Origin of the sequence: Pseudomonas salomonii, from assembly GCF_900107155.1 — a bacterium.
GTDB classification, from domain to species: Bacteria; Pseudomonadota; Gammaproteobacteria; order Pseudomonadales; family Pseudomonadaceae; genus Aquipseudomonas; species Aquipseudomonas salomonii.
The window spans coordinates 24,785-49,165 of record NZ_FNOX01000005.1 but is presented as its reverse complement, the minus strand read 5'-3'; the positions used below and the strand labels follow the sequence as shown (position 1 = coordinate 49,165).

General features: G+C 58.5%; 23 protein-coding genes and 4 tRNA genes. 10 read left to right on the top strand and 17 right to left on the bottom strand.

Annotated elements, in window-relative coordinates; translation table 11 throughout:
• Nucleotides 1-295: 295 nt before the first annotated feature.
• Nucleotides 296-3,190: a ribonucleoside-diphosphate reductase subunit alpha gene (locus BLV67_RS12660; RefSeq protein WP_065929332.1), complete on the top strand. Its 2,895-nt coding sequence runs from the start codon at nt 296-298 to the stop codon at nt 3,188-3,190.
• Nucleotides 3,191-3,263: 73 nt separating this feature from the next.
• Here BLV67_RS12660 and BLV67_RS12655 read toward each other — a convergent pair whose 3' ends face one another.
• The 5 genes from BLV67_RS12655 to flgB all read right to left on the bottom strand — a co-directional run bounded on the left by BLV67_RS12655 (nt 3,264) and on the right by flgB (nt 7,528).
• Nucleotides 3,264-4,388, bottom strand: coding sequence for a hypothetical protein (locus BLV67_RS12655; RefSeq protein WP_069787955.1), 1,125 nt, complete (start codon nt 4,386-4,388; stop codon nt 3,264-3,266).
• A gap of 186 nt (nt 4,389-4,574) precedes the next feature.
• A complete protein-coding gene (flgE, locus tag BLV67_RS12650) occupies nt 4,575-5,885 on the bottom strand; it encodes a flagellar hook protein FlgE (RefSeq protein ID WP_056861661.1) in 1,311 nt (436 codons plus the stop codon).
• A gap of 31 nt (nt 5,886-5,916) precedes the next feature.
• The gene (flgD, locus tag BLV67_RS12645; RefSeq protein ID WP_065929334.1) at nt 5,917-6,648 is read right to left on the bottom strand and encodes a flagellar hook assembly protein FlgD; all 732 of its coding nucleotides are present in this window, start codon (nt 6,646-6,648) and stop codon (nt 5,917-5,919) included.
• Between the two features lie 16 nt (nt 6,649-6,664).
• Nucleotides 6,665-7,117 (bottom strand): flagellar basal body rod protein FlgC, encoded by a 453-nt coding sequence (gene flgC / locus BLV67_RS12640; protein ID WP_017138385.1) that lies wholly within the window; start codon nt 7,115-7,117, stop codon nt 6,665-6,667.
• Nucleotides 7,118-7,120: 3 nt separating this feature from the next.
• A complete protein-coding gene (gene flgB, locus BLV67_RS12635) occupies nt 7,121-7,528 on the bottom strand; it encodes a flagellar basal body rod protein FlgB (RefSeq protein ID WP_003214246.1) in 408 nt (135 codons plus the stop codon).
• Here flgB and BLV67_RS32475 point away from each other — a divergent pair.
• Nucleotides 7,527-7,757, top strand: coding sequence for a hypothetical protein (locus tag BLV67_RS32475; protein WP_141722752.1), 231 nt, complete (start codon nt 7,527-7,529; stop codon nt 7,755-7,757). The genes flgB and BLV67_RS32475 overlap by 2 nt on opposite strands.
• A 96-nt stretch (nt 7,758-7,853) precedes the next feature.
• The gene (locus tag BLV67_RS12630) at nt 7,854-8,636 is read left to right on the top strand and encodes a hypothetical protein (protein ID WP_069787954.1); all 783 of its coding nucleotides are present in this window, start codon (nt 7,854-7,856) and stop codon (nt 8,634-8,636) included.
• An 88-nt stretch (nt 8,637-8,724) separates the two neighbouring features.
• Here the strand turns inward: BLV67_RS12630 and cheR are convergent, their stop codons facing one another.
• Complete coding sequence (gene cheR, locus BLV67_RS12625; RefSeq protein WP_017138387.1) at nt 8,725-9,552, bottom strand: protein-glutamate O-methyltransferase CheR; 828 nt, start codon at nt 9,550-9,552, stop codon at nt 8,725-8,727.
• A 44-nt stretch (nt 9,553-9,596) separates the two neighbouring features.
• A complete protein-coding gene (locus BLV67_RS12620) occupies nt 9,597-10,529 on the bottom strand; it encodes a chemotaxis protein CheV (protein WP_017138388.1) in 933 nt (310 codons plus the stop codon).
• Nucleotides 10,530-10,624: 95 nt separating this feature from the next.
• Here BLV67_RS12620 and flgA point away from each other — a divergent pair, with 95 nt between their 5' ends.
• The 4 genes from flgA to BLV67_RS12600 all read left to right on the top strand — a co-directional run bounded on the left by flgA (nt 10,625) and on the right by BLV67_RS12600 (nt 13,217).
• Nucleotides 10,625-11,383, top strand: a complete 759-nt coding sequence (flgA, locus tag BLV67_RS12615; protein WP_065929336.1) for a flagellar basal body P-ring formation chaperone FlgA — start codon at nt 10,625-10,627, stop codon at nt 11,381-11,383.
• A gap of 142 nt (nt 11,384-11,525) precedes the next feature.
• Complete coding sequence (flgM, locus tag BLV67_RS12610; RefSeq protein WP_065929337.1) at nt 11,526-11,852, top strand: flagellar biosynthesis anti-sigma factor FlgM; 327 nt, start codon at nt 11,526-11,528, stop codon at nt 11,850-11,852.
• A gap of 48 nt (nt 11,853-11,900) precedes the next feature.
• Nucleotides 11,901-12,371 carry a flagella synthesis protein FlgN gene (locus BLV67_RS12605; protein ID WP_017138391.1) on the top strand — a complete coding sequence of 157 codons (471 nt, stop codon included), beginning with the start codon at nt 11,901-11,903 and terminating at the stop codon, nt 12,369-12,371.
• 96 nt (nt 12,372-12,467) lie between these two features.
• Nucleotides 12,468-13,217, top strand: coding sequence for a flagellar brake protein (locus BLV67_RS12600; RefSeq protein ID WP_069787953.1), 750 nt, complete (start codon nt 12,468-12,470; stop codon nt 13,215-13,217).
• Between the two features lie 61 nt (nt 13,218-13,278).
• Here BLV67_RS12600 and BLV67_RS12595 read toward each other — a convergent pair whose 3' ends face one another.
• Entirely contained in the window at nt 13,279-14,670 is a 1,392-nt protein-coding gene (locus BLV67_RS12595) for an MFS transporter (RefSeq protein WP_056861666.1), read from the bottom strand.
• 282 nt (nt 14,671-14,952) lie between these two features.
• A tRNA-Arg gene (locus BLV67_RS12590) sits at nt 14,953-15,029 on the bottom strand.
• A gap of 325 nt (nt 15,030-15,354) precedes the next feature.
• Between BLV67_RS12590 and BLV67_RS12585 the strand changes: the two genes are divergently transcribed.
• The 3 genes from BLV67_RS12585 to BLV67_RS12570 all read left to right on the top strand — a co-directional run bounded on the left by BLV67_RS12585 (nt 15,355) and on the right by BLV67_RS12570 (nt 16,494).
• On the top strand, nt 15,355-15,582 hold the full coding sequence (locus tag BLV67_RS12585) for a hypothetical protein (RefSeq protein WP_065929351.1): 228 nt from the start codon (nt 15,355-15,357) through the stop codon (nt 15,580-15,582).
• Nucleotides 15,583-15,593: 11 nt separating this feature from the next.
• Nucleotides 15,594-15,773, top strand: coding sequence for a PA3371 family protein (locus tag BLV67_RS12580; RefSeq protein ID WP_069787952.1), 180 nt, complete (start codon nt 15,594-15,596; stop codon nt 15,771-15,773).
• Between the two features lie 394 nt (nt 15,774-16,167).
• The gene (locus BLV67_RS12570; protein WP_003193592.1) at nt 16,168-16,494 is read left to right on the top strand and encodes an Arc family DNA-binding protein; all 327 of its coding nucleotides are present in this window, start codon (nt 16,168-16,170) and stop codon (nt 16,492-16,494) included.
• A 101-nt stretch (nt 16,495-16,595) separates the two neighbouring features.
• On the opposite strand, the gene mgtE is transcribed toward BLV67_RS12570, so the two are convergent.
• The 8 genes from mgtE to ltaE form a co-directional block, all read right to left on the bottom strand.
• Complete coding sequence (gene mgtE / locus BLV67_RS12565) at nt 16,596-18,038, bottom strand: magnesium transporter (RefSeq protein ID WP_065929353.1); 1,443 nt, start codon at nt 18,036-18,038, stop codon at nt 16,596-16,598.
• A 340-nt stretch (nt 18,039-18,378) separates the two neighbouring features.
• Nucleotides 18,379-18,455, bottom strand: a tRNA-Arg gene (locus tag BLV67_RS12560).
• 72 nt (nt 18,456-18,527) lie between these two features.
• A tRNA-Arg gene (locus BLV67_RS12555) sits at nt 18,528-18,604 on the bottom strand.
• Nucleotides 18,605-18,712: 108 nt separating this feature from the next.
• A tRNA-Ser gene (locus BLV67_RS12550) sits at nt 18,713-18,803 on the bottom strand.
• 62 nt (nt 18,804-18,865) lie between these two features.
• Nucleotides 18,866-19,054 carry a carbon storage regulator CsrA gene (gene csrA / locus BLV67_RS12545; protein ID WP_003175645.1) on the bottom strand — a complete coding sequence of 63 codons (189 nt, stop codon included), beginning with the start codon at nt 19,052-19,054 and terminating at the stop codon, nt 18,866-18,868.
• Nucleotides 19,055-19,229: 175 nt separating this feature from the next.
• On the bottom strand, nt 19,230-20,471 hold the full coding sequence (locus tag BLV67_RS12540) for an aspartate kinase (RefSeq protein WP_056861669.1): 1,242 nt from the start codon (nt 20,469-20,471) through the stop codon (nt 19,230-19,232).
• Between the two features lie 97 nt (nt 20,472-20,568).
• A complete protein-coding gene (gene alaS, locus BLV67_RS12535; protein WP_069787951.1) occupies nt 20,569-23,187 on the bottom strand; it encodes an alanine--tRNA ligase in 2,619 nt (872 codons plus the stop codon).
• A 146-nt stretch (nt 23,188-23,333) separates the two neighbouring features.
• The gene (gene ltaE / locus BLV67_RS12530) at nt 23,334-24,338 is read right to left on the bottom strand and encodes a low-specificity L-threonine aldolase (RefSeq protein WP_069787950.1); all 1,005 of its coding nucleotides are present in this window, start codon (nt 24,336-24,338) and stop codon (nt 23,334-23,336) included.
• Between the last annotated feature and the right edge of the window lie 43 nt (nt 24,339-24,381).

Genomic DNA, 24,381 nt, shown 5'->3' with positions numbered 1-24,381 from the left:
TTTTAAAAGCCCAAACCGCGCACGCGGATGGCAACCGTTTTCCCCGCCCAATTGGCAGAAAACGGTACGGGTGTTGCAGTGCTTGGAGCGAGCAACTGTCACCCGGCAGGAATACGGCCAAGGGCTCTTTGAAGCTCCGAACCGAAGACTTCGGCATGGAAGCGGCGCGATGAGCTCCCTTCCTCCTGTCCCGAAGTTGTTATGCCAGGCCCAGGCCTGTTGTAAGTGCTTCAGGACGGAACGGTGGGCACCTTGATGGTGCCCAAATAAATATAGAATGTGGAGACAACCCCCCATGCAAACCGACACAACTCGCGAGAACCCGCAGGGCTCCGTGCCGCAGGCCGCCGATTCGAACCTGGATCTGTCCGCCACCGCACCTGGCCAACTGCGCGTGATCAAGCGTAACGGCACTGTCGTTCCTTACACCGATGACAAAATCACCGTCGCCATCACCAAAGCGTTTCTTGCAGTTGAAGGCGGCACCGCTGCTGCCTCGTCGCGCATCCATGACACCGTTGCCCGCCTGACCGAACAGGTTACCGCGACCTTCAAGCGTCGCATGCCGTCGGGCGGCACCATCCACATCGAAGAAATCCAGGACCAGGTTGAACTGGCCCTGATGCGTGCCGGCGAGCAGAAAGTGGCACGCGACTACGTGATCTACCGTGACGCCCGTTCCAAGGAACGTGCCGTGCGCACCCCGGCTGAAGAAGCGGCCGTGCAAGCTCACCCGTCGATCCGCATTACCCTGGCCGACGGCAGCTTTGCTCCGCTGGACCTGGGCCGCCTGAACACCATCATCACCGAGGCCTGCGAAGGTCTGGAAGAAGTCGACGGTGACCTGATCCAGCGCGAAACCCTGAAGAACCTGTACGACGGCGTGGCCCTGACCGACGTCAACACCGCTCTGGTGATGACCGCCCGTACCCTGGTTGAACGTGAGCCGAACTACTCGTTCGTGACCGCGCGCCTGCTGATGGACACCCTGCGTGCCGAAGGCCTGGGCTTCCTGGGCGTGGCCGACAGCGCCACCCACCACGAGATGGCTGACCTGTACGCCAAGGCCCTGCCGGCCTACATCGCCAAGGGTATCGAATTCGAATTGCTGAACCCGATCCTGGCCACCTTCGACCTGGAAAAACTCGGCAAGGCGATCAACCACGAGCGCGACCAGCAGTTTACCTACCTGGGCCTGCAAACCCTGTACGACCGTTACTTCATCCACAAGGACGGTGTGCGCTTCGAACTGCCGCAAGTGTTCTTCATGCGCGTGGCCATGGGCCTGGCGATTGAAGAGAAGCACAAAGAAGACCGCGCCATCGAGTTCTACAACCTGTTGTCGTCCTTCGACTACATGTCGTCGACCCCAACCCTGTTCAACGCCGGCACCCTGCGTCCACAGCTGTCGAGTTGCTACCTGACCACCGTGCCGGATGACCTGTCGGGCATCTACCACGCGATCCACGACAACGCCATGTTGTCCAAATTCGCTGGCGGCCTGGGCAACGACTGGACCCCGGTGCGTGCCTTGGGTTCGTACATCAAGGGCACCAACGGCAAATCCCAGGGCGTTGTACCGTTCCTGAAAGTGGTCAACGACACCGCCGTTGCGGTCAACCAGGGCGGCAAGCGCAAAGGCGCTGTGTGTGCGTACCTGGAAACCTGGCACATGGACATTGAAGAGTTCATCGAGCTGCGCAAGAACACCGGTGATGATCGTCGTCGTACCCACGACATGAACACCGCCAACTGGATCCCTGATCTGTTCATGAAGCGTGTCTTCGATGACGGCCCGTGGACCCTGTTCTCGCCATCCGAAGTGCCGGACCTGCACGACCTGACCGGCAAGGCCTTCGAAGAGCGTTACGAGTACTACGAAGCCCTGTCCCAGTACCCAGGCAAGATCAAGCTGTTCAAGACCATCCAGGCCAAAGACCTGTGGCGCAAAATGCTGTCCATGCTGTTTGAAACCGGCCACCCATGGCTGACCTTCAAAGACCCGTGCAACCTGCGCAGCCCGCAGCAGCACGTGGGCGTGGTCCACAGTTCGAACCTGTGCACCGAGATCACCTTGAACACCAACAAGGACGAGATCGCCGTTTGCAACCTGGGCTCGATCAACCTGCCGAACCACATCGTCAACGGCAAGCTGGACACCGCCAAGCTGGAACGCACCGTCAACACCGCCGTACGCATGCTCGATAACGTAATCGACATCAACTACTACTCGGTGCCACAGGCGCAGAACTCCAACTTCAAGCACCGTCCGGTCGGCCTGGGCATCATGGGCTTCCAGGACGCCTTGTACCTGCAGCACATTCCGTACGGTTCGGACGCTGCGGTCGAGTTCGCCGACAAGTCCATGGAAGCGGTCAGCTACTACGCGATCCAGGCTTCCTGCGACCTGGCCGACGAGCGCGGCGCCTACGAGACGTTCCAGGGTTCGCTGTGGTCCAAGGGCATCCTGCCGCTGGACTCACAACAGATCCTGATCGAGCAGCGCGGCCAGAAGTACATCGACGTTGACCTGAACGAAACTCTGGACTGGGCGCCGGTACGTGCCCGTGTGCAGAAAGGTATTCGTAACTCCAACATCATGGCCATCGCACCGACCGCAACCATCGCCAACATCACTGGCGTATCGCAGTCGATCGAACCGACTTACCAGAACCTGTACGTGAAATCGAACCTGTCGGGCGAATTCACCGTGATCAACCCGTACCTGGTTCGCGACCTCAAGGCCCGCGGTCTGTGGGACTCGGTCATGATCAACGACCTGAAGTACTACGACGGTTCGGTGCAGCAGATCGAGCGCATCCCGCAAGAACTCAAAGAGCTCTACGCGACGGCCTTCGAAGTGGACACCAAGTGGATCGTTGACGCCGCCAGCCGTCGTCAGAAGTGGATCGACCAGGCGCAGTCGCTGAACCTGTACATCGCCGGTGCCTCGGGCAAGAAGCTTGACGTGACCTACCGCATGGCCTGGTACCGTGGCCTGAAAACCACTTACTACCTCCGTGCCCTGGCCGCGACCAGCACCGAGAAGTCGACCATCAACACCGGTAAGCTCAACGCTGTTTCCAGCGGCAACCACGGTGATGATTCGGTGCTGGCTGCTCCAGCCGGCCCGGCGCCAGTGCCAAAGGCTTGCGCGATTGACGAGCCGGATTGCGAGGCTTGCCAGTAAGCTGAGCGGTTGCTGAAAAGCCCGTTAACTCTTTTGGGTTAACGGGCTTTTTTATTGCAGCTTGTCTGTCACGCTATACAAATGCGTATGCCTCTCCCGGATCCTCCCTTCCAGGTCGACCACCTCGCCCGCCCCATAACTCTACGCGGCCGCCAATAACTGCCATCGAATGGTGATCGTAGTTCACAACCCCCAACGCACCACGGGCAAGTTCGTCACTCGATGACTGCCTGTACAAGCCTTTGAGACCCAGACGATCCAGCCCCTCATTACGGTGTTCACCGTCATTCAAACTCACTAATGCATCACGGTAACTTCTTTTGGCGTTGTGATCGTTCCCATAACCAAACCCATTATTACCTTCCATCTGCGCACGTTTGGCGCTGGCGGCGTACATAAAGTTGGCGTTGGTCATCATTTGCGGATCATTCCCCATGAACCGAGCCTGTTGCGCCGCCTGCGTTAATTCATTCCGGCTCAGATGGAGTTGAAACCCATCCTTCATCTGCACGTCCCATCCATCGCCTGCTGCTTTCACATCCCTGAACACGTCAGTAGCTTTCTTGCCAAACTTCATCATCGCGGCCTTTATGGCCGACACAGTGATGCAGTTTCCGTCTGGCCCCTGCCTGAAGCCACTCCAGATGTTGCCGAGTTCCCTGCCCATGCCAGGTTTTTCCCCAGGGTTGCTTTTGTCGGGCGTGTAGTTAGTGAATTGAGCTCCTTGAGTAAAGGGTTTGCTGCTCATGGACTCTACGGAGCCGAAATTACTGGGATTGACCGTGCCACCACCACCACCACCACCACCACCACCTGGTGACGGTTGAGGTGCTGGCGCAGGCGCTGGTGACGGCTCATCCGGGAACAGATCCGGAAACAGCTTCTTCAACAACGCGAGCAAATCGCTGGAGGCGTCCTTCTTCAACGCCTCAAGGATCTCCTTGAACTTCTCCTCCCCCAGCTCCTTGCGTTTTTTATTGAGCTTGTCCCGCAGGTCCTGGGCGGTTTGGTTTTTATTGCCCTTTTCGGCCTCATCCAACTGTTTGAGCATCTGGGCGACGGTTTTTTTATCGGCCTCGGCGTCATCCTTTTTTTCCTCTGTACGGCTTACGCCCCACAGATTCTGCCCCGCCCCCGCGCCGCCCACGTCATAACGCACACCTCCGGCCCCATGGCCAGACATCGACGAATTCCACATACCAGCCCCCGTAAGATCCAATACCTTTAAGTCCGATAAGTGGAATGAACGGCGTAGTCGGTTCCAGCAAAAGCATGTCGGGTCGTAATCGAGCGCAGGGTGGGAATTATTTCCAGCCAAATTGCACGCAAAAAAAAGCCCCTCGCGTGAGGGGCTTTCGTTCGCAGCAGTGTCAGGCCAACCGCATCAGGTCATCTGAATAATGGTCTGCATGATGGTGCTCTGGGTGGAGATGGTCTTGGCGTTCGCCTGGTAGTTGCTCTGGGCCTTGATCAGGTCCACCAGCTCGTTGGTCAGGTTGACGTTGGAGTTTTCCAGGGACTTGGACACGATCGACCCCAAGGTACCGGATTGCGGAGCGTCGTAACCCGGCTGGCCCGAGGCGAAGGTCTCTTTCCAGGTGGTGCCACCCGAGGGCTGCAGGCCCTGTTCATTGTTGAAGCTGGCCAGGGAGAGCTGGCCAATGGACTTGCTCTGCTGGTTGCTGAAAGTGGCGAACAGCACGCCGTTACCGTCGATGTTCAGGCCGGTGATCTGGCCGGTGGCGTAGCCATCGGTGACCGGAGGGTTACGATAGGTGGCCGAGTTGTACTGGGTGATGTTGCCCATGTTGATGGCAATCCCGCCAGGGTTGGCATTCGCGCCGTTTTTGGTCCACACACCATTGGTCACGGTACCCGGCACCCAGCCGGTCAGCTGCAAGGTGGTGCTGGAGGTGGTGCCGGTCACAATCCCGGTGAGTTTGCCGGAGCCGTCAAAGCTCAACGTCGATGCCACCGGTGGCGTCGAGCCTGTGCCGGTAGGCGCCGAACCGTCAGGGTTACGGCCGTCGATCAGGGTGTAGGACTTCCAGGTGTTGGAGTCGGTTTTGACCAGGTACTGCACCATCGGGTGCGCGTTACCCTGCGTGTCATACAACGTGGTGTTGTACTGGGTGCTGAACGAGCTGGACTCGGTTGGATCGAACGGGTGGGCCGCCTGGTCGATCACCGGCGAGGAAGAGTTCAGGTTACTGGTGGAGTCCACTTTGGTGGACGCCTTGGGCGGCAGGTTCGACAGGTTCAATTGCAGGTCGGTCAGCGCGCCTTTGATGATGTTGCCATCGGCGTCCGCTGCGTAGCCTTGCAGGCGCGAGGTGCCGGTGTTGTTGGTGATAAAGCCGTCTTTGTCCGCACGGAAAGTGCCGCTGCGGGTGTATTCCAGCGAACCGTCACTGCCCTTCTGCACGAAGAAACCGCCGCCCTGGATCGCCATGTCCAGCAAGCCGCCGGTGTTGTTGACGTCACCCTGGGTGAACTGCTGAGACACTGCCGCCAGGTTCACGCCGCTGCCGACACTGTTCTGGCCGGTGCCCAGTTTGGACGCCGCGTAGATGTCGGAAAATTCCGCGCGGGACGCTTTGAAACCGGTGGTCGCAACGTTGGCAATGTTGTTGCCGGTCACGTCCAGTTGTTTGTTGGCCGCATAGAGGCCGCTAAGGCCGATGTTAAAAGACATGTTTCTCTCCTTCTGCCGTATTTAGCCGGCTCTATGTACCGATAGTCTGAATTTGCGACAGCTTGACGCTGCCCATGCCGCCTGCAAGGTTGAGCAGCATTTCGCCGCCGGTCTTGCTCAACGTCACGCTGGTGACCGTTGCCGGCAGCGACGTCAACAGGGCAACCGAGTCGCCTTTGTCATTCTTGGTGCTGGCCGCGAAGGTGTAAGTGCCGGCGGGGGCGACTTCGCCATTGTCGTTCTTGCCATCCCAGATAAAGCTTGAATCGCCGGCGCTTTGGGCGCCCATGTCGATGGTGCGCACCACGTTGCCGTCTTTGTCGGTGATTTTCACCGAGACGTTGCCCGTCGCTGCCGTCACTGCCACCGAGCCGGTCATGCTTTTGCTGGTATCCACCATGGCCTTGTCGGTCTGGGTGATGATCGAACGCCCGACCAGCGACGACGCCTGCAGCGCTTGGGAAGAGCTGAAGTTGCTGGAGATCGCATTCACCGAGTCGTTCAGGGTGTTGATGCCCTCCAGGCTGCTGAATTGAGCCAACTGCGCCACGAAGGCGCCGTTATCTTGAGGCGACAGCGGGTTCTGGTTTTTCAGCTGGGTGACCAGCAATTGCAGGAACGCGTCCTTGCCCAGCGCCTGGTTGCCCGTGGCCGCCTTGGCGGCACCTTCAAGGCCGCTGTTATCTGTAGCAGTCTTGACCTTGGAGTTGAACAGGTCCTGAACCGCCGAGTTGGGTGTAGAAGTGGTATCAACAATGGCCATTATTTGGCGCCCCTTATCACTGACCCAGGGTCAGGACCTTCTGCATCATGGTTTTGGCGGTGTTCATCATTTCCGCGTTGGTCTGAAACGAGCGGCTGGCGGAAATCATGTCGGCCATTTCCTCAACCACGTTGACGTTGGGGTAGTACACATAGCCCTTTTCGTTCGCGGCGGGGTGGTTCGGCTCGTAGCGGGCTTCCAGGTTGCTCTGGTCCTCGACCACACCGAGCACCTGCACGCCTTGGCCGGCCGCATCCTGATTCTGGAACAGCGAATCACCGCTGCCGCTCTGGCCGGCCTGGCCACCCTGAAACATGGTGGCGAACACCGGGTGGCGGGCGCGGTAGGTCTGGTCAATGCTCGAAGACACGGTCTCGGCGTTGGCGATGTTACTGGCGACGGTGTTCAAACGCGTGGTCTGCGCGCTCATGCCACTGCCGGCAATATTGAAAACACTGGCGAGGGACATGGCTTACTCTCCGCGCAGGGCTGACATCAGCCCTTTGAATTTGCTGTTAAGCAGGGTGAAGCTGGCCTGAAAGTTCACCGAGTTCTCGGCGTAGGCCGATTGCTCCAACTGGGCGTCGACGGTGTTCTGGTCGATCGATGGCTGCATCGGCGTGCGATACAGCAGCGACTCGTCCCCATTGCCCAGGCCTTGCGCTTCGATATGACGGCTGTTGGTCATGTTCAAGGCGAAGGTGCCGTTCTTGGTCTTGTCCTGCTGCGCGGCGAGCACGGCGGAAAAGTCCAAGTCCCGAGCCTTGTAGTTCGGGGTGTCGGCGTTGGCAATGTTGTTGGCCAGGACTTCGGCACGCTGAGCGCGGAAGCCCAGGGCTTGTTCGTGGATACCGAGCGCTTTATCGAAGCTGATGCTCATGGCGGAAACCTTTAGGCTGACCTGCTTTTCGTATCTGGGTTATAGCAAGGCCCATGCCAATTCGCTGCATGCCCGTAAATCAAGGGGTTGCGCGGGATTTGCCGGCGGCAATGCCAGAAAAGCGGCAATGGGCTTCCGCGTGGCGCCAGTAAAGCGGCAATGGCGGTTGCCGCTTTTACTGCCGGTGGCAAACGCTAAACAGGCTGCCCCTGCGCGCCGGCGGCTTTGACCGTTCGTCTGCACTGTCATTTCTGACAGTTGTCGCGCCTGCCCTTCTACGCGCCTTATCTCGCAACCCCCTACATGCGAAAAGCAGAGGCACAACATGCTGACTATTCCTCCCCTCCGATTCGTCCTGCAGGACAACGCGCTACCCATTCCAAACCTGCAGACCAAACTGCTGATCGGTAAAACAGTTGAAATGACTTGCGCCTTTGCCATCAAGACGGGTGATCTGATCGTCGCAAACGTGATCGGCGAAAACGGCAGAACGTACAACCTGAGCTATGAGGCAGAGGAAGACGAGGCCGAGCTCAACTTTCCGATACTCAAATCATTCATTACCCGTAAGTCAGGCACCAATGTGTTTTTATTGCTACGCATTCGGCGTGGCAGCCGCGACGTGTACTTTGCGCCGACGTCAACCGTGTCCATCGACGCAGGCGTTATTGTTGTGCCTCTGCCTGGCACAGTGTGGGATTTCGCCGATGGCACGTTCCAAGGCTGGGTACCTCAGTCAGTTTATGCAGGCGGGGTGCTGCACGTCGTCAACGGCAGCGTGGTCGTTGACCTGCCCAGCAGCCAGGTAACCAGGGCTCACATCATCACTCGCCCCGTATCGGTCATCGCTGGGCGCACCTACGATTTCAGCTTTGATGTCTTAGGTGGTACACCCGCTGGAGATGGCTCGACGCTGTACCTGACGATTAACGGCAGCCGAATCGGTGCCAACGTACAAAACATAACCAACGCATCAACTCAAACCGGAACCGGGACATTTACCGCAGGCAGTACCGGCACTATGCATTTGGGTATTTTCAACGAGACCATCCCCGGCAAGGACAATCTTCTCTTCCTGGGCAATATCCGAATGACACCCAGGCCCTAACCACCGCCCGTAAAAAAAACCGGCGCTCGGCGCACATAAAAACGGGAAGCCTTTGCAGGGCTTCCCGTTTTTTTTGCTCAAGCCACCGTCACTTGGCCTGATAAATGATGCCTGGGCTGCATTGCACCATCTGGTAATGGTCCGGTAGCCCGTTGAGCGCTTCGGACGCGCCAAGAAACAGGTAGCCCCCGCGCTTAAGCGTACCGTGAATGCGCAGCAGGATGTCCTTCTTCACCTCTGCCGAGAAGTAGATCAGCACATTGCGGCAGAACACCATGTCGAACTTGCCGAGGCTGGCATAGCTGTCGAGCAGGTTGAACGAGCGAAACTCCACACGGCTCTTGATCGGCGCCTTGACCGCCCAGCGCCCGGCCCCTTTGGGGTCGAAGAAGCGTTGCAGGCGCTCCTGGGACAAACCACGGCCCAGGGCCAGGCTGTCGTACTCGCCGGTCTTGCAGTTGGTGAGCATGGTGCCGGACAAATCGGTGGCGACAATCTGCGCGCCGGCCTTCAATTGGCCCATGTTCGTGCGCTCGAACTCATCGATCGACATCGAGATCGAGTACGGTTCCTGCCCCGAAGAACAGGCGGCCGACCAGATGCGCAGGCGCTGGCCGGGGCTGGCCTTGATGGCCTCCGGCAGCACTTTGTTCTTGAGCACTTCAAAGGGGTAGGTATCACGAAACCACAAGGTTTCGTTAGTGGTCATGGCATCTACCACCATTTCCTTAAGCCCACTGCGCGGCTGGCCCTGGATGCGCTGCACCAACTCGCCCAGGGACTTGATGCCCTGCTGCTCCATCAGTTTGTTGAGACGGCTGGATACCAGGTACTGCTTGTTTTCACCGAGCAATATGCCACAGGCTTTTTCCAGGAAGACCCGGAACTGTTCGAAATCCAAATTACCCGTAGACAATGATACCGCCTCTTAAATCGTGTGACCGCCAGGAGGAAATCCCCCTAGCCGTGATCTGCTGCCTTGATCCGGTCGACTACCCGGGATGCCAGGTCATCAGGGCGGAATTTGGCCAGGAAGTCATCGGCACCGACCTTCTTGACCATCGCCTGATTGAATACGCCCGACAAGGAAGTATGCAGGATGATATGCAATTTTTGCATGCGTGGGTCGTTACGTATTTCGGCCGTGAGGGTGTAGCCGTCCATTTCCGGCATTTCAATGTCGGAGATCATCATCAGGAACTCTTCCTCCGGCTTCTTGCCTTCGTCCACCAGCTTGCGCAGGTAATCCAAGGCCTGGCGACCATCGTTCAAGGCCACCACTTCCACGCCGACGGTTTGCAGGCAACGGCTGACCTGCTTGCGCGCCACCGAGGAGTCGTCCACCGTCAGCACACGCAGTGACACTGCCTTGTGCGCGGTTTCGGCGTCTACCACGCCAACCGAAATGGTTTCCGAGGTGGGGGCGACTTCGGCGAGGATCTTTTCCACGTCGATGATTTCGACCAACTGGTTGTCGACCCGCGTCACCGCCGTGAGGTAGTGATCGCGCCCGGTGCCCTTGGGCGGCGGATGGATCTCCTCCCAGTTCATGTTGACGATGCGTTCCACCGAGCGCACCAGGAAACCCTGGGTCTTGGTGTTGTATTCGGTGATGATCACAAAGGGGCTTTCGCGGTCCTGCAACCCCGAAGAACCGGTGGCCATGGCCAGGTCGAGAATCGGAATGGTCGCGCCTCGGATATTCGCTACGCCGCAGACCACCGGGCTGGATTTAGGCAATATGGTCAGCTTGGGGCACTGCAGCACTTCCCGCACTTTAAACACATTGATGCCGTACAGCTGCTTGCCGTCCAGGCGAAAAAGCAACAGTTCCAGGCGATTCTGCCCTACCAGCTGTGTGCGCTGGTTTACTGAGTCCATTACTCCTGCCATGCCTTGACTCCTACGCTAAAACCTTTGGCTATACCTACAAGGGCAACGACGCTCACCCAACACTAAACGGCACGGGCTTTGCTATTTATTGGTCTATGAACCTTAAAACGACAGTTTTCCGACGCATCCCACGGTATCGCAGATTGCTCTGCGCAACGATGGCTTTGCTTGCCTTGGGCTCGGGCACCACGGCTCGCGCAGATAATGTCACCTTGCCTGATCTCCTTATCGGCGTCACCCAAGGCTTTCTTGAGTTCACTGTAGAAGATTATCTGGCAACCACCCAAACGCCGGGGCGTTACGAAATCCAGGTCAACCAACTGGACCCGCGCCTGCGCATGCCCATGTGCGACAAGGAATTGACGGCGAGCCTTGAAAGCCCGGCCCAACCCATCGGCCGCGTGACGGTAAAAGTGCGCTGCGAGGGCGCCTCACCCTGGACGGTGTTTGTGCCGGCGCAGGTCAAACTGTTCCGCGACGTAGTGGTCGTCACACGCCCGCTCAAACGCACCGGCATCATTGGTTTTGAAGACGTGGCCCTGCGTGAACGCGACATCAGCCTGATCAACCAGGGCTACCTCACCGCTGTGGACCAAGCCATCGGGCAGAAACTGACCCGACCAATGGTCACCGACCAGGTTATTACGCTGGTGCATCTGGAACAGGCTGAGGTGATTCGCAAGGGCGACCAGGTGGTGATTTCCGCCAGCAGCGGTGGGCTGACGGTAAAAATGCCGGGGGAAGCGCTGTCCAATGGCGGGATGAGCGAGCAGATCCGGGTCAAGAACCTCAATTCCAACCGTGTGATCAAGGCGCAAGTGACGGCGCCGGGCCAAGTCGAGGTGGCACTATAGATCACTGGTGTGAAACGCCAGGTTTTCCTACACTGTGCGTGGGATGTCGACCTGTACAGGTTTATTGTCAATCGGGCCTAAAGTTTGTCCGGGTATGGCCGAAAACATGGCAAGCGTCCAAATACCCAGAGGTTTTTTTAACATGGTCATTGATTTCAGTCGTTTAAATAACACCCAGGCTTTGCCGGGCAATACGCGCACCAGCGGGGCAAAGGACGGCGTAGACGCCAAGTCCCAGCCAGCACCTGCCGCCAAGGCAGAACAGGCCAGCGCCAGCCAGAGCGGGGAATCGGTACACCTGAGCAATGAGGCTCAACAGTTGCAGAAGGTCACTGACTCGCTGCGCGATCAACCCGTTGTCAATAAAGCCCGCGTGGCCGAATTGAAGCAGGCAATCGCTGATGGCAGCTATAAAGTCGACAGCAACCGTGTAGCCAGCAAGCTGCTTAACTTCGAAGCCGAGCGCTAGGCAAAGGCCTGCGCAGGGCTTGTGGACGCTTAAAACCCAAGGCCAGCCATGCACCACGACGAACATTTGCTTGAACTGATCATTGATGATCTGGCGCCGACGCAACTTCTGCTCGAGCTGCTCAAAGAAGAATCCCTGGCCCTCTATGGCCGGGATATGCGCTTGCTGGAGGAAATTCTGGCGCGCAAACAGTCGCTGATCGTGCTGCTGGAGCAGCATGGCAAGAAGCGCAGCGAAATTCTCATCAGCCTCGGCCTGCCGGCTGATCATGACGGCCTGGCACAACTGGCCAGCCACTCCTCGGTAGGCGATCAGTTGCTGGCGCAGAGCACCGCACTCAATCAATTGCTGGCCCAGTGCCAGGAAGCCAACCTGCTCAACGGCCAGTCGATCCAGCTGCAGCAGGCTACGACCGCCAACCAGTTGCGCATACTCCACGGCGGAGAGCCTCCTGCGCTGTACAACGCCCAGGGTTCCACCTCGCGACTGGTCAAGCCAAGCACCCGCAGCCAAGCCTGACACCGGTTTACAGCGCGCCCTATCCAAGGCGCGTTACATACTGGCAAAATGCCGGTTCTTGCGTGTAGTCGTATTTTGTCTGGAGATGGAAGAACCGTGTTCAACGCCCTTAATGCGGAAGATGCTCCGCAGCCACCCAAGGTGCTCACCACGCCTCTGGAAATCGCCAGCACGTTGCGGATGCTGCAAGAAAGCCATGACCCGCTGATCATCACTTTTCATGAACGCAGCCAGCGGTTTCAAAGCTATCTGGTGGATATTGATCGGGAGAGCAAAACGCTCGCCCTCGACGAAATGATCCCCCGTGACGGTGAACGCTACCTTGAAAATGGCGAACCGTTCCGCATTGAAGGTTTCCATGATGGCGTGCGAATCGCCTGGGAAAGCAACGGCACGCTGACCATCAGTGAAAAAGGCGGCCACCGCATCTACACCGGCAGCATGCCCGACGAGGTGGTCTACCATCAGCGTCGCAATGCCTTTCGCGCCGCATTGAAGCTGGCCCAACTGGTCAGCATCGAGCTGGGTGGCGAAAAGCTCAAGGCACCGATCAGCGGCAAGCTGCTGGACATCTCCGCCACCGGCTGCAAGCTGCGTTTTGAAGGCGACATCGCCGATCGCCTGCAACTGGGCCAGGTCTATGACCGCTTTATCGCCGCCCTGCCCTTCGGCAGCATGACCACTTCGGTGGAACTGCGTTACCTACACTTCGAAGACAAGATCAACACCACCTTCGCCGGCGTGCGCTTTCACAACATGAGCGGCTTGGTACAGCGCCAGGTTGAACGTTTTGTGTACCAGTTGCAGCGCGAAGCGCGGCGCTTTGACAAGGACGACGACTTTTAAACCTTAAAGGCCGCGTCAATAAAAACGGGCAGATCCTGATGGGATCTGCCCGTTTTTGCTTTCAGGGGCGCGCCCTGCTCAAGTCATGAGGATGCTCGTCCGGCCCCAGAGGCTCCGGCGGCCCTTCAAAAGCGGGTTCATCCGCGGGTTGTTGCGGGTCAGTTTCGGTTTCAGGTTCCGGCTCAGGCACAACGTTCTGCATTTGCTCCTGCACCACCGCCTCATCCACCCGCGGGTCGAGGCACGCCACCAGCGGCGAGCTGGACATACTGTCAGGCATTGCCACGTGATGCAGTGGCGCATCATCCACTTGGTGCAGGTTGGTTACCGCCTTCGGCCGGATACGCCATACCAGGATCAATGCACACAGGCTGAAAAACGCATACAGCATGTGGCTGCCGAACAGCTTCATCACCACACCCGCCAACAGCGGCCCGACACTCGCGCCGATGCCGTAAGTCACCAGCAACATGGCCGTCAGCGACACGCGGCGATCACCTTCCACATGGTCATTGGAGAACGCCACCGCCAAGGGATACAGGCAGAACTGCACCAGGGAACACAGGAAGCCGGCCACGAACAGCACTTCCAGCGGCACCTGGGTCATTACGGCCAACGGCAACGCCGCCACTGCCAGGCACAAGGCAAAGCAGCGAATCAGCAGGGCGCGATCATAGCGGTCCGACAACCAGCCCAATGGCCACTGCACCAACAAACCGGCAAAAATGCAGCTACCCATAAACAGACCGACCTGCTCGGTGCTCAAGCCTTGCTGCGAGGCATACAGCGGCGCCAGGCCGTAGAACGAGCCGACGATCAGCCCCGCGCCCAGCACCGTGCTCAGCGACTGCGGCACACGCTTGATAAAGAAGCGCGGCTCCATGGGCGCCGGGTGTAGCGGCGCCGGGTGAATGCGTCGGGTCATGGCCACCGGCACCAGGCACAAGGCAAAGCACAAGGCCACCAGCATGAGCAACTCAAGGCCAAGTTCAGGGTGCATGACCAGGATCAACTGACCCAGCACCAGCCCGAGATAGGACGCGATCATGTAACCGCTGAACACCACGCCACGCTGCTTGGCGTCCGCCTGCTCATTGAGCCAGCTTTCGATGACCATGTACTGGCACATCATCCCCAGGCCCACGATCATCCGCAGCACAATCCAGGCCGGCAGCCAGTTGATCAGGCCATGGCCCAACACCGCCGCGCCGACAATCCCGGCACAGGTGGCATACGCGCGAATATGCCCGACGCGGGCGATAAGCCGATGGCCGATCTTGCCGCCCAGCACCAGGCCGAAGTAGTTGGCCGCCATCAAGGCACCCACCCACAGGCTGTCGACGTGGTCGGCTGCCAGACGCAAGGCAAGGTAAGTGCTGAGCAGGCCGGACCCGATCAACATCATCAAGGAGGCGAAATAAAGGGCTCGAAAAGATTTCCAGATCTGGCGCATCGGCGTTCCGAGCGGCTCCTTGAAGTGAGGGACAGGGCTATCAGCATGATAGTCCGGGGTTGCCGGGAGCGGACAGAAGCAACGGGCCGTTTTCCGGGGAATATTTTTGCTTAATCGTTCAGACGCTGCCTGGTCGCATGCAGGGTACATATGCAACGTACAAAAGTACGCGAAACACACGGCGCCCCTGCTGTGAACCCTGATAGGCGGCAAGGTTCGACCGGTGTTGCCGGTGCGCACAAAAAAGCCCTGCCAGGACAACCTGTGCAGGGCTTTTGAAGATGGTGTCCCAGGGCCGGTTCGAACGGCCAACCTTCCCCTTAGGAGGGGGATGCTCTATCCAATTGAGCTACTGGGACAAATGACAGCCATCGGGCACGGGGCACTGCGACGGACGGCGTGCATGTTAACGGCCGAGGTGGGTTTTGTCATGTCGTCCGTGGGCTTTTTGAGTGTAGGCCGATCCTTGTTCCGCCGATGCGCGCCTTGCCCCGCAACCACGGGGCCCGGACCCTGTCGTGCAAAATGCACTACCCCAAAATGCCATCATTGCAAATTGCAACCTGGCGATGCTTTAGATTAGACTTAAGTAGTTGATTTTACTGAAATAATAGATTGGCACGGGACCTGCAATACTTCTCCTACAAACCCATTCAGCCACGGCGTTTAGCGGAGAACATGACCATGAACAGTGCCCTTCTGTTAGCCCTCAACACCATAGCCCTGGCTGCACTGGTGATGTTTCATTTCCAATCGACCGGCAGTAATGATCCTGCACAGATCAGCCAGGCCGTGCCGCACCACCTGCAACAACGCCCGCAATTGGCGGTGATGACGCCCAACGCGCAATCGCCGATACGCCTGACCCAAGGCACCCAGACTGCACCGGCATCCGAACATTGGGTTTTCTGAGGAAGCCATTGATGAGCAAATCCGCCTGGCTGTTTTTGTGCCTGACTATCGCCACTGGCGTTCTGGGTCTGGGCGCCACCTCTGAAGAAGGGCAAACCGCTGCAACTGTTGCTGCGGCTGTGTTCACAAGCTTCCTCCTGTTGACGCTTTTCATGGGCCGCAAAATAAAGTTCGATCCAGTTTTGCGCTGACCCCTGCACCGCACCTTCCCCCTTCGACCTTATGTCGCCCCGCGCTAGCAAATCGGCAAATTGCCACTAGTCTTAAAAATAAGGGCAAAAGGCCACTTTGCTTTAGGATGTGCGGCTTCAACCCCTGTGCCGGCCTGGACTGACGGGAAGTTCCGTTGCGGAATGACCCGTTTGAAAGTTTTCCAACCAGTCCGCAAAAATACAAATGAGTGCTGGCATTAAGCCTTTAGGCAGTTCAATATTTGTCACAGAATTGACGCCAAGGAACTGTCAAATCTGAGGCATGATGCGGCCTCTTTGCAATTCGGGTTGAACTTTGGTCGTGAGCCTTGTCTTAACACTCATCTTGCGGCCAATTCCAGAAACCGCTCCCCTGAACTAACCGGTTAAATATATGCGCCCATTGAAACAGGCAATTTATTCCAGCCGTACGGCTGACAAGTTCGTCGTACGTCTGCCAGACGGAATGCGGGAACGCATTGCCGAGGTGGCTCGCAATCATCACCGCAGCATGAACTCCGAAATCATCGCGCGCCTGGAGCAGAGCCTTATTCAGGAAGGTGCGCTGGGCGAAGAGTTGAGCATGCGCCTGGACAGCCCCGAGCTGTCACTGCACGAACGCGAACTGCTGCAGCGTTTTCGTCAGCTCTCCCACCGCCAGCAGAATGCTCTCGTCTCGCTTATCGCGCACGACGTTGAGGCGGCCGCAGAAGCCAATTGATCTGCAACTGAAAGCCGAAGCCAGCGCTATGCTGGCTTTTTTTTGCGTGAAATTTGAGAGGCACGGCAGAGGGCGGCGTGGGAGCCGGGCCCCCACAGGGATCAGAGCAGAAAGATCGTCGCCAGGCCCAGGAAGATGAAAAAGCCACCGCTGTCGGTCATGGCCGTGATCATCACACTGGCACCCATGGCCGGGTCACGCCCCAGACGTGCCAGCGTCATGGGGATCAACACGCCCATCAGCGCCGCCAACAGCAGGTTGAGGGTCATGGCTGCCGTCATTACCACGCCCAGTGACCAACTGCCATATAGCAAGTAAGCCACCACACCGATCACGCCGCCCCACACCAAACCGTTGATCAGGCCCACGGCCAACTCTTTGCGCAACAGGCGCGAGGAATTGGCCGTACTGACCTGGTCCAGTGCCATGGCACGCACAATCATGGTGATGGTCTGGTTACCGGAGTTGCCGCCGATACCGGCCACAATCGGCATCAGGGCCGCAAGCGCTACCAGCTTCTCGATCGACCCCTCAAACAGACCGATCACGCGCGAGGCAATGAACGCGGTGATCAGGTTGACAGCCAACCACGCCCAGCGGTTATGCAGGGAGCGCCAGACTGACGCAAAAATATCTTCCTCTTCACGCAGACCCGCCATGTTGAGGACTTCGGTTTCACTCTCTTCACGAATCAGGTCGACCATTTCATCGATGGTCAAACGGCCAATCAGCTTGCCGTTCTTGTCGACCACCGGCGCCGAGATCAAGTCATAACGCTCAAATGCCTGGGCGGCCTCGTAGGCGTCTTCATCCGGGTGGAAACTCACCGTATCGCTGGCCATCAGATCCGCTACTTTCTTGTCCGGATCATTGACCAGCAAACGTTTGATCGGCAACACGCCCTTGAGAATGCCTTCGTAGTCGACTACGAACAATTTGTCGGTATGACCCGGCAGCTCTTTGAGGCGACGCAGGTAACGCAAAACCACTTCCAGGCTGACGTCTTCGCGGATGGTGACCATCTCGAAGTCCATCAGTGCGCCAACCTGATCCTCGTCGTAAGACAACGCGGAGCGCACACGCTCACGCTGTTGGCTGTCGAGGGCCTCCATCAATTCATGGACAACATCACGCGGCAGCTCTGGCGCCAGGTCAGCCAGCTCGTCGGCGTCCATCTCCTTGGCGGCAGCCAGGAGCTCGTGATCGTCCATGTCGGCGATCAGGGTTTCACGGACCGAGTCGGATACTTCGAGGAGGATGTCGCCGTCGCGGTCAGCCTTGACCAACTGCCACAGAGTCAGTCGATCATCCAGCGGCAAGGCTTCAAGAATATAAGCGACGTCGGCAGAGTGCAGGTCATCGAGCTTGCGTTGCAGCTCAACGAGGTTTTGCCGATGAACCAGGTTTTCGACGCGGTCGTGGTGCGGGCCTTCCTGGCGGTGCGTGAGGTCTTCGACCACGCGCTGACGCTGCAGCAGCTCGATGACTTGAGCCAGGCGATCCTGCAGGCTGTCTTGTGTTTTCTTTACTTCTACTTCGGTCATAGGCGAACTCCACTCCCAGCAGCGGGGCACGCCGGAAGGATCAATCAGTCAATTCATGATTGGTAAAGCGGGGTACTGAGCAACTACTGGGTAAGTCCATGGAGGTATTCCACAAGCCCCGGCGGGGCTGACGGGCGCAATGATACACGCTGCGCACGCTTTTAACGTTAAAAAACTGGAAAGAACAAGCGCTTGCGAGCCAAAGCTGAGCATCGGCTGCATCTATGAACTGCGACGACACAGCCCGGAAGGAAAACACATGAGGCCGGAAGAAAGAGCTGAAATCCTACACAAACCCCAGACGGCAAAAAGCCCGCACTAGGCGGGCTTTTTGTTTGTATGGTGCACTCGACAGGATTCGAACCTGTGACCGCTCGGTTCGTAGCCGAGTACTCTATCCAGCTGAGCTACGAGTGCAGATTGTGTTTTTAGACCAGATCACAACTGGTTGAAGCCAAGTCACCTGCATTGCTGCAACTGACTCTTAAATGGTGCACTCGACAGGATTCGAACCTGTGACCGCTCGGTTCGTAGCCGAGTACTCTATCCAGCTGAGCTACGAGTGCATTTGTTGCCGCGCATTATAGGCCGTTCAATCTCTATGTAAAGCTATTTTTTCGTTTAATTTCAACAACTTAGCGAAAAAACCAGATTGCAACGTACTAAGCAAATAATGGCGGAGAACGGGGGATTCGAACCCCCGACACCCTTTTGAGGTGTACTCCCTTAGCAGGGGAGCGCCTTCGGCCACTCGGCCAGCTCTCCGCAACACGGGGCGTATATTAACCACGTTCATCCCCGTTTGCAAACATAAAAAACGATAAAAATTAAAGGCTTGGTTCTTCGTCCTTCTCTTTCTTGATCCGCAGGTAGATTTCCTCGCGGTGGACCGCTACCTCTTTCGGAGCGTTAACCCCGATACGCACTTGATTGCCTTTGACGCCGAGCACAGTCACGGTGATTTCGCCATCACCGATAATCAGGCTTTCTGCGCAACGACGAGTCAGAATCAGCATACCTTTCACCTCACGCATTTCAGTTCAGGAACAACAGTCTGCAAAAAAAAGGCGTTCGACCCATGACCTGACGGCCATAGCCCTAACGGCCTAAGTATTGTCGAGCGCACGCAAAAGACCATGCGCTCCACAAAAAAATGAAAGGCGCGGTAAACCGCGCCTTCCGGGCATTGCCTTACTCGCCCTGTCGCGCCGGAGCGTCCAGTTCAAAAGCAGTGTGCAGTGCGCGTACAGCCAGCTCCAGGTACTTCTCCTCGATCACCACCGAGACTTTGATTTCCGAGGTGGAGATCATCTGGATGTTGATGCTTTCCTTGGCCAGCGCCTCGAACATGCGGCTGGCAACGCCGGCATGGGAACGCATGCCCACACCCACGATCGACACCTTGGCAATCTTGGTATCGCCGACCACTTCACGGGCGCCGATCTCGCTCGCAGTGTTCTGCAGGATACGCTCGGCTGCATCGTACTCGTTGCGGTGCACGGTGAAGGTGAAATCGGTGGTGTTATCGTGCGAAACGTTCTGCACGATCATGTCGACTTCAATGTTCGCGCCGCTGATAGGGCCGAGGATCTTGAAGGCCACGCCCGGGGTGTCTGGCACGCCACGGATCGTCAGCTTGGCTTCATCGCGGTTGAAAGCGATGCCGGAAATGATCGGCTGTTCCATGGATTCCTCTTCATCAATAGTAATGAGGGTGCCCGGACCCTCTTTGAAGCTGTGCAATACGCGCAGCGGAACGTTGTACTTGCCGGCGAACTCCACCGCGCGGATCTGCAACACCTTGGAACCGAGGCTGGCCATTTCCAGCATCTCTTCAAAGGTGATCTTGTCCAGGCGCTGGGCCACGGACACCACACGCGGGTCGGTGGTGTACACGCCGTCCACATCAGTATAGATCTGGCATTCATCGGCCTTGAGGGCCGCTGCCAGTGCCACACCGGTGGTATCCGAACCGCCACGCCCGAGGGTCGTGATGTTGCCCTGCTCGTCCACACCCTGGAAGCCTGCTACAACTACCACGCGGCCGGCTTTCAGATCTGTGCGGATTTTCTGATCATCGATCTGCAGGATGCGGGCCTTGGTATGCGCGCTGTCGGTGAGGATGCGCACCTGGCTGCCCGTGTAGGACACCGCCGGCACGCCACGCTTGTTCAGCGCCATGGCCAGCAAGGCGATGGTCACCTGCTCGCCGGTGGACACGATCACATCCAGCTCACGCGGCAGCGGCTGTTGATCACCACTGATTGCCTTGGCCAGATCGATCAGGCGATTGGTCTCGCCGCTCATGGCTGACAGCACCACCACCAGGTCATCGCCGGCGTCGCGGAATTTCTTAACCTTGTCGGCGACCTGCTCGATTCTTTCGACAGAACCGACCGAGGTGCCTCCGAATTTCTGTACGATCAAAGCCATTTCTAAGCCGCCTCAGCCCGTAAAGGGGCGCCCAATAAACAAATCTTCCAGCACCCAAACGAGCCCATGACTAAACCATGGGCTCGCTAACAGTGCCTTAAATGCCAGCCTCGACAAACGGCACGGTCAGGGCCAGGGCCGCGTCCAGGGAGCCTGCGTCTACACCACCGCCTTGCGCCATGTCCGGACGACCACCACCCTTCCCGCCCACTGCCGCAGCGGCTTGCTTCATCAAATCACCGGCCTTGAGTTGGCCAGTCAGGTCTTTGGTTACACCGGCAACCAGAACGACCTTTTCCTCATGGACACCGCCGAGCAGGATCACTGCGCGGCCGAGCTTGTTCTTCAACTGATCGACCAAGGCCAACAGCGCCTTGCCGTCCTGGCCATCCAAGCGCACAGCCAGCACTTTCACGCCCTTGACGTCCAGCGCGGAGGCCGACAGATCGTCGCCCGCTGCGCTCGCCGCCTTGGCCTGCAACTGCTCCAGCTGTTTTTCCAGTGCGCGGTTGCGCTCCAGCACGGCCGACAGCTTGTCGATCAGGTTGTCGCGGCTGCCCTTGACCAGGCCGGCCGCTTCCTTGAGTTGTTCTTCAGCCGCATTGAGGTAGGCCAGGGCCGCAGCACCGGTGACCGCTTCAATACGCCGTACACCGGAGGCCACGCCGCCTTCGCTGATGATTTTCAGCAGGCCGATATCGCCGGTACGGTTGGCGTGTATACCGCCACACAGTTCCACCGAGAAGCTGCCGCCCATGCTCAGTACGCGCACTTCGTCGCCGTACTTCTCGCCAAACAGCGCCATGGCGCCTTTCTTCCTGGCGGTCTCGATATCGGTTTCTTCGGTTTCAACCGGGGTGTTCTTGCGAATCTCGGCGTTGACAATGTCTTCCAGCGCCTTGATCTGCTCAGGCTTGATCGCTTCAAAGTGGCTGAAGTCGAAACGCAGGCGCTGGCTGTCCACCAACGAACCCTTCTGCTGCACATGCTCACCCAACACCTGGCGCAACGCAGCGTGCAGCAAGTGAGTGGCGGAATGGTTCAAAGCAGTTGCATGCCGCACGTCGGCGTCGACTTGAGTGTCAACCGGCGCACCGACCGTCAGGTTGCCCAACACCAGTACACCGTGGTGCAGGAACGCGCCGCCGGTCTTGGTGGTGTCACGCACTTCAAAACGCCCGGAGGTCGAACTGAGGAAACCGCAGTCACCCACCTGGCCACCGGATTCGGCGTAGAACGGCGTCTGGTCCAGCACGACTACCGCTTCTTCGCCTTCGCTCAATACGTCGACCGACTTGCCGTCTTTGTAGATGGCCACGATCTTGGCCGCGCCCACGGTCGCCGCGTAGCCGGTGAACTCGGTGGGCACGTCAACCTTGACCAGGGTGTTGTAGTCCAGGCCAAAGGAGCTGGCGGAACGGGCACGCACGCGCTGGGCTTCCATCTCACGCTCAAAACCGGCCTCATCGACGGTCAGCTCGCGCTCGCGGGCGATGTCGGCGGTCAGGTCCATCGGGAAACCGTAGGTGTCATACAGCTTGAACACCACATCGCCCGGCACCACGGTGCCTTTAAGCTCAGCCAGGTCCTGCTCGAGGATCTTCAGGCCGTGCTCCAGGGTCTTGGAGAACTGCTCTTCTTCAGCCTTGAGCACGCGCTCGATGTTGGCCTGCTGCTGCTTGAGTTCCGGGAAGGCATCGCCCATCTCGGCGACCAGCGCGGCCACGATCTTGTAGAAGAAGCTGCCGGTGGCGCCCAGCTTGTTACCGTGACGGCAGGCGCGACGGATAATACGGCGCAGCACATAGCCACGGCCTTCGTTGGACGGCAGCACACCGTCGGCGATCAGGAAACCGCACGAACGGATGTGGTCCGACACCACCTTGAGCGAAGACTGGTTGTCATTGGCGCAGCCAATGGCAGCCGCCGAGGCGCTCAGCAGGTGGGTGAACAGGTCGATTTCGTAGTTGGAATGCACGTGCTGCATCACCGCACTGATCCGCTCCAGGCCCATGCCGGTGTCCACCGACGGCGCCGGCAGCGGATGCAACACGCCATCGGCGGTGCGGTTGAACTGCATGAAGACGTTGTTCCAGATCTCGATGTAACGGTCGCCGTCTTCTTCCGGCGAGCCCGGTGGGCCGCCCCAGATGTCGGCGCCGTGATCATAGAAAATCTCGGTGCACGGGCCGCACGGGCCGGTATCGCCCATGGTCCAGAAGTTGTCGGACGCGTAAGGCGCGCCCTTGTTGTCGCCGATGCGAATCATGCGCTCGACGGGCACACCAATTTGCTGGGTCCAGATGTCATAGGCTTCGTCGTCGGTCGCGTAGACCGTAACCCAGAGCTTTTCCTTGGGCAGCTTCAACACGCCGGTCAGGAAGGTCCAGGCGAAGGTAATCGCATCTTTCTTGAAATAGTCGCCGAAGCTGAAGTTACCCAGCATCTCGAAGAAGGTGTGGTGACGGGCGGTGTAGCCGACGTTTTCCAAGTCGCTGTTCTTGCCGCCGGCGCGTACGCACTTCTGGCTGCTGGTGGCGCGGGTGTAGGCGCGCTTTTCCTGGCCCAGGAAGCAGTCCTTGAACTGGTTCATCCCCGCGTTGGTGAACAGCAGGGTTGGGTCATTGCCTGGGATCAAGGAGCTGGAGGCTACACGGGTGTGGCCTTGCTCTTCGAAGAAGCGAAGGAAGGCTTCACGGATTTCTGCGCTTTTCATTAGGTTCTTCCACGGAGTCTGCGGCCAAAGGCCAGTGCGCAACATCATCAGACGGAGCGACGGCAAAGGGCCGCATTATATCGGCCCTTTGCCGGTGGTACAGCGTGTTTATGTGATAGAAACAGTCAATTAGACGGTCTGCACGATCATTTTCGGGAAAACTCGACAAATGTCTGCACCACGTGCTCCATCTGCGCCCGGCTGACATCCAGATGAGCGACCATGCGCAGACGCGGCGCGGCGCTCAACTTGATCCCGCGTTCGGCGGCGAAGGCCTTCAGCGCCTGGGCCTGATCGCCAATCTGCACGTACACCATATTGGTTTGTACCGGCTCCACCTCAAAGCCGGCGTCGCGCAGCGCATCCCCCAGCCATTGGGCGTTGGCATGGTCATCCGCCAGGCGCTGCACCTGATGATCCAGGGCATACAAGCCCGCCGCCGCCAGCGAGCCGGCCTGGCGCATGCCGCCGCCAACCATCTTGCGCAGGCGCCGCGCCTTGGCGATCAACGCCGTGGAGCCGCACAGCACCGAGCCGATCGGCGCGCCGAGGCCTTTGGACAGGCACACCGACACCGAGTCGAAATGCTGGGCAATCTCCCGTGCATCCACGCCGAGCTTGACCGCCGCGTTGTAGAGCCGCGCGCCGTCCAAGTGCAACGCCAGGCCGTGTTCACGGGTAAACGCCCGCGCTTTGGCCAGGTACGCCAGCGGCAGCACCTTGCCCTGCATGGTGTTCTCCAACGCCAACAGGCGGGTACGGGCGAAGTGGAAGTCATCCGGCTTGATCGCCGCCAGTACGTGCTCCAGGTCCAGGGAACCGTCGGCTTGCACCTCCAGCGGCTGCGGCTGGATCGAGCCGAGTACCGCCGCGCCACCGCCTTCGTATTTGTAGGTGTGGGCCTGCTGGCCGACGATGTATTCCTCGCCGCGCTCACAGTGAGCCATCAAGGCGAGCAGGTTGCTCATGGTGCCCGTTGGCACAAACAACGCCGCAGCGAAGCCCAGGCGCTTGGCCAGTTCGGCCTCCAGGAGGTTGACGCTCGGGTCTTCGCCGTAGACGTCATCACCGCTGACGGCAGTGGCCATCGCATCGAGCATGCCGGCGGTGGGTTGGGTCACGGTGTCGCTGCGCAGGTCTATGACGGTCATCCGGGGGCCTCTGAACAGGGTTGTCGTATTGATGATTACTGCG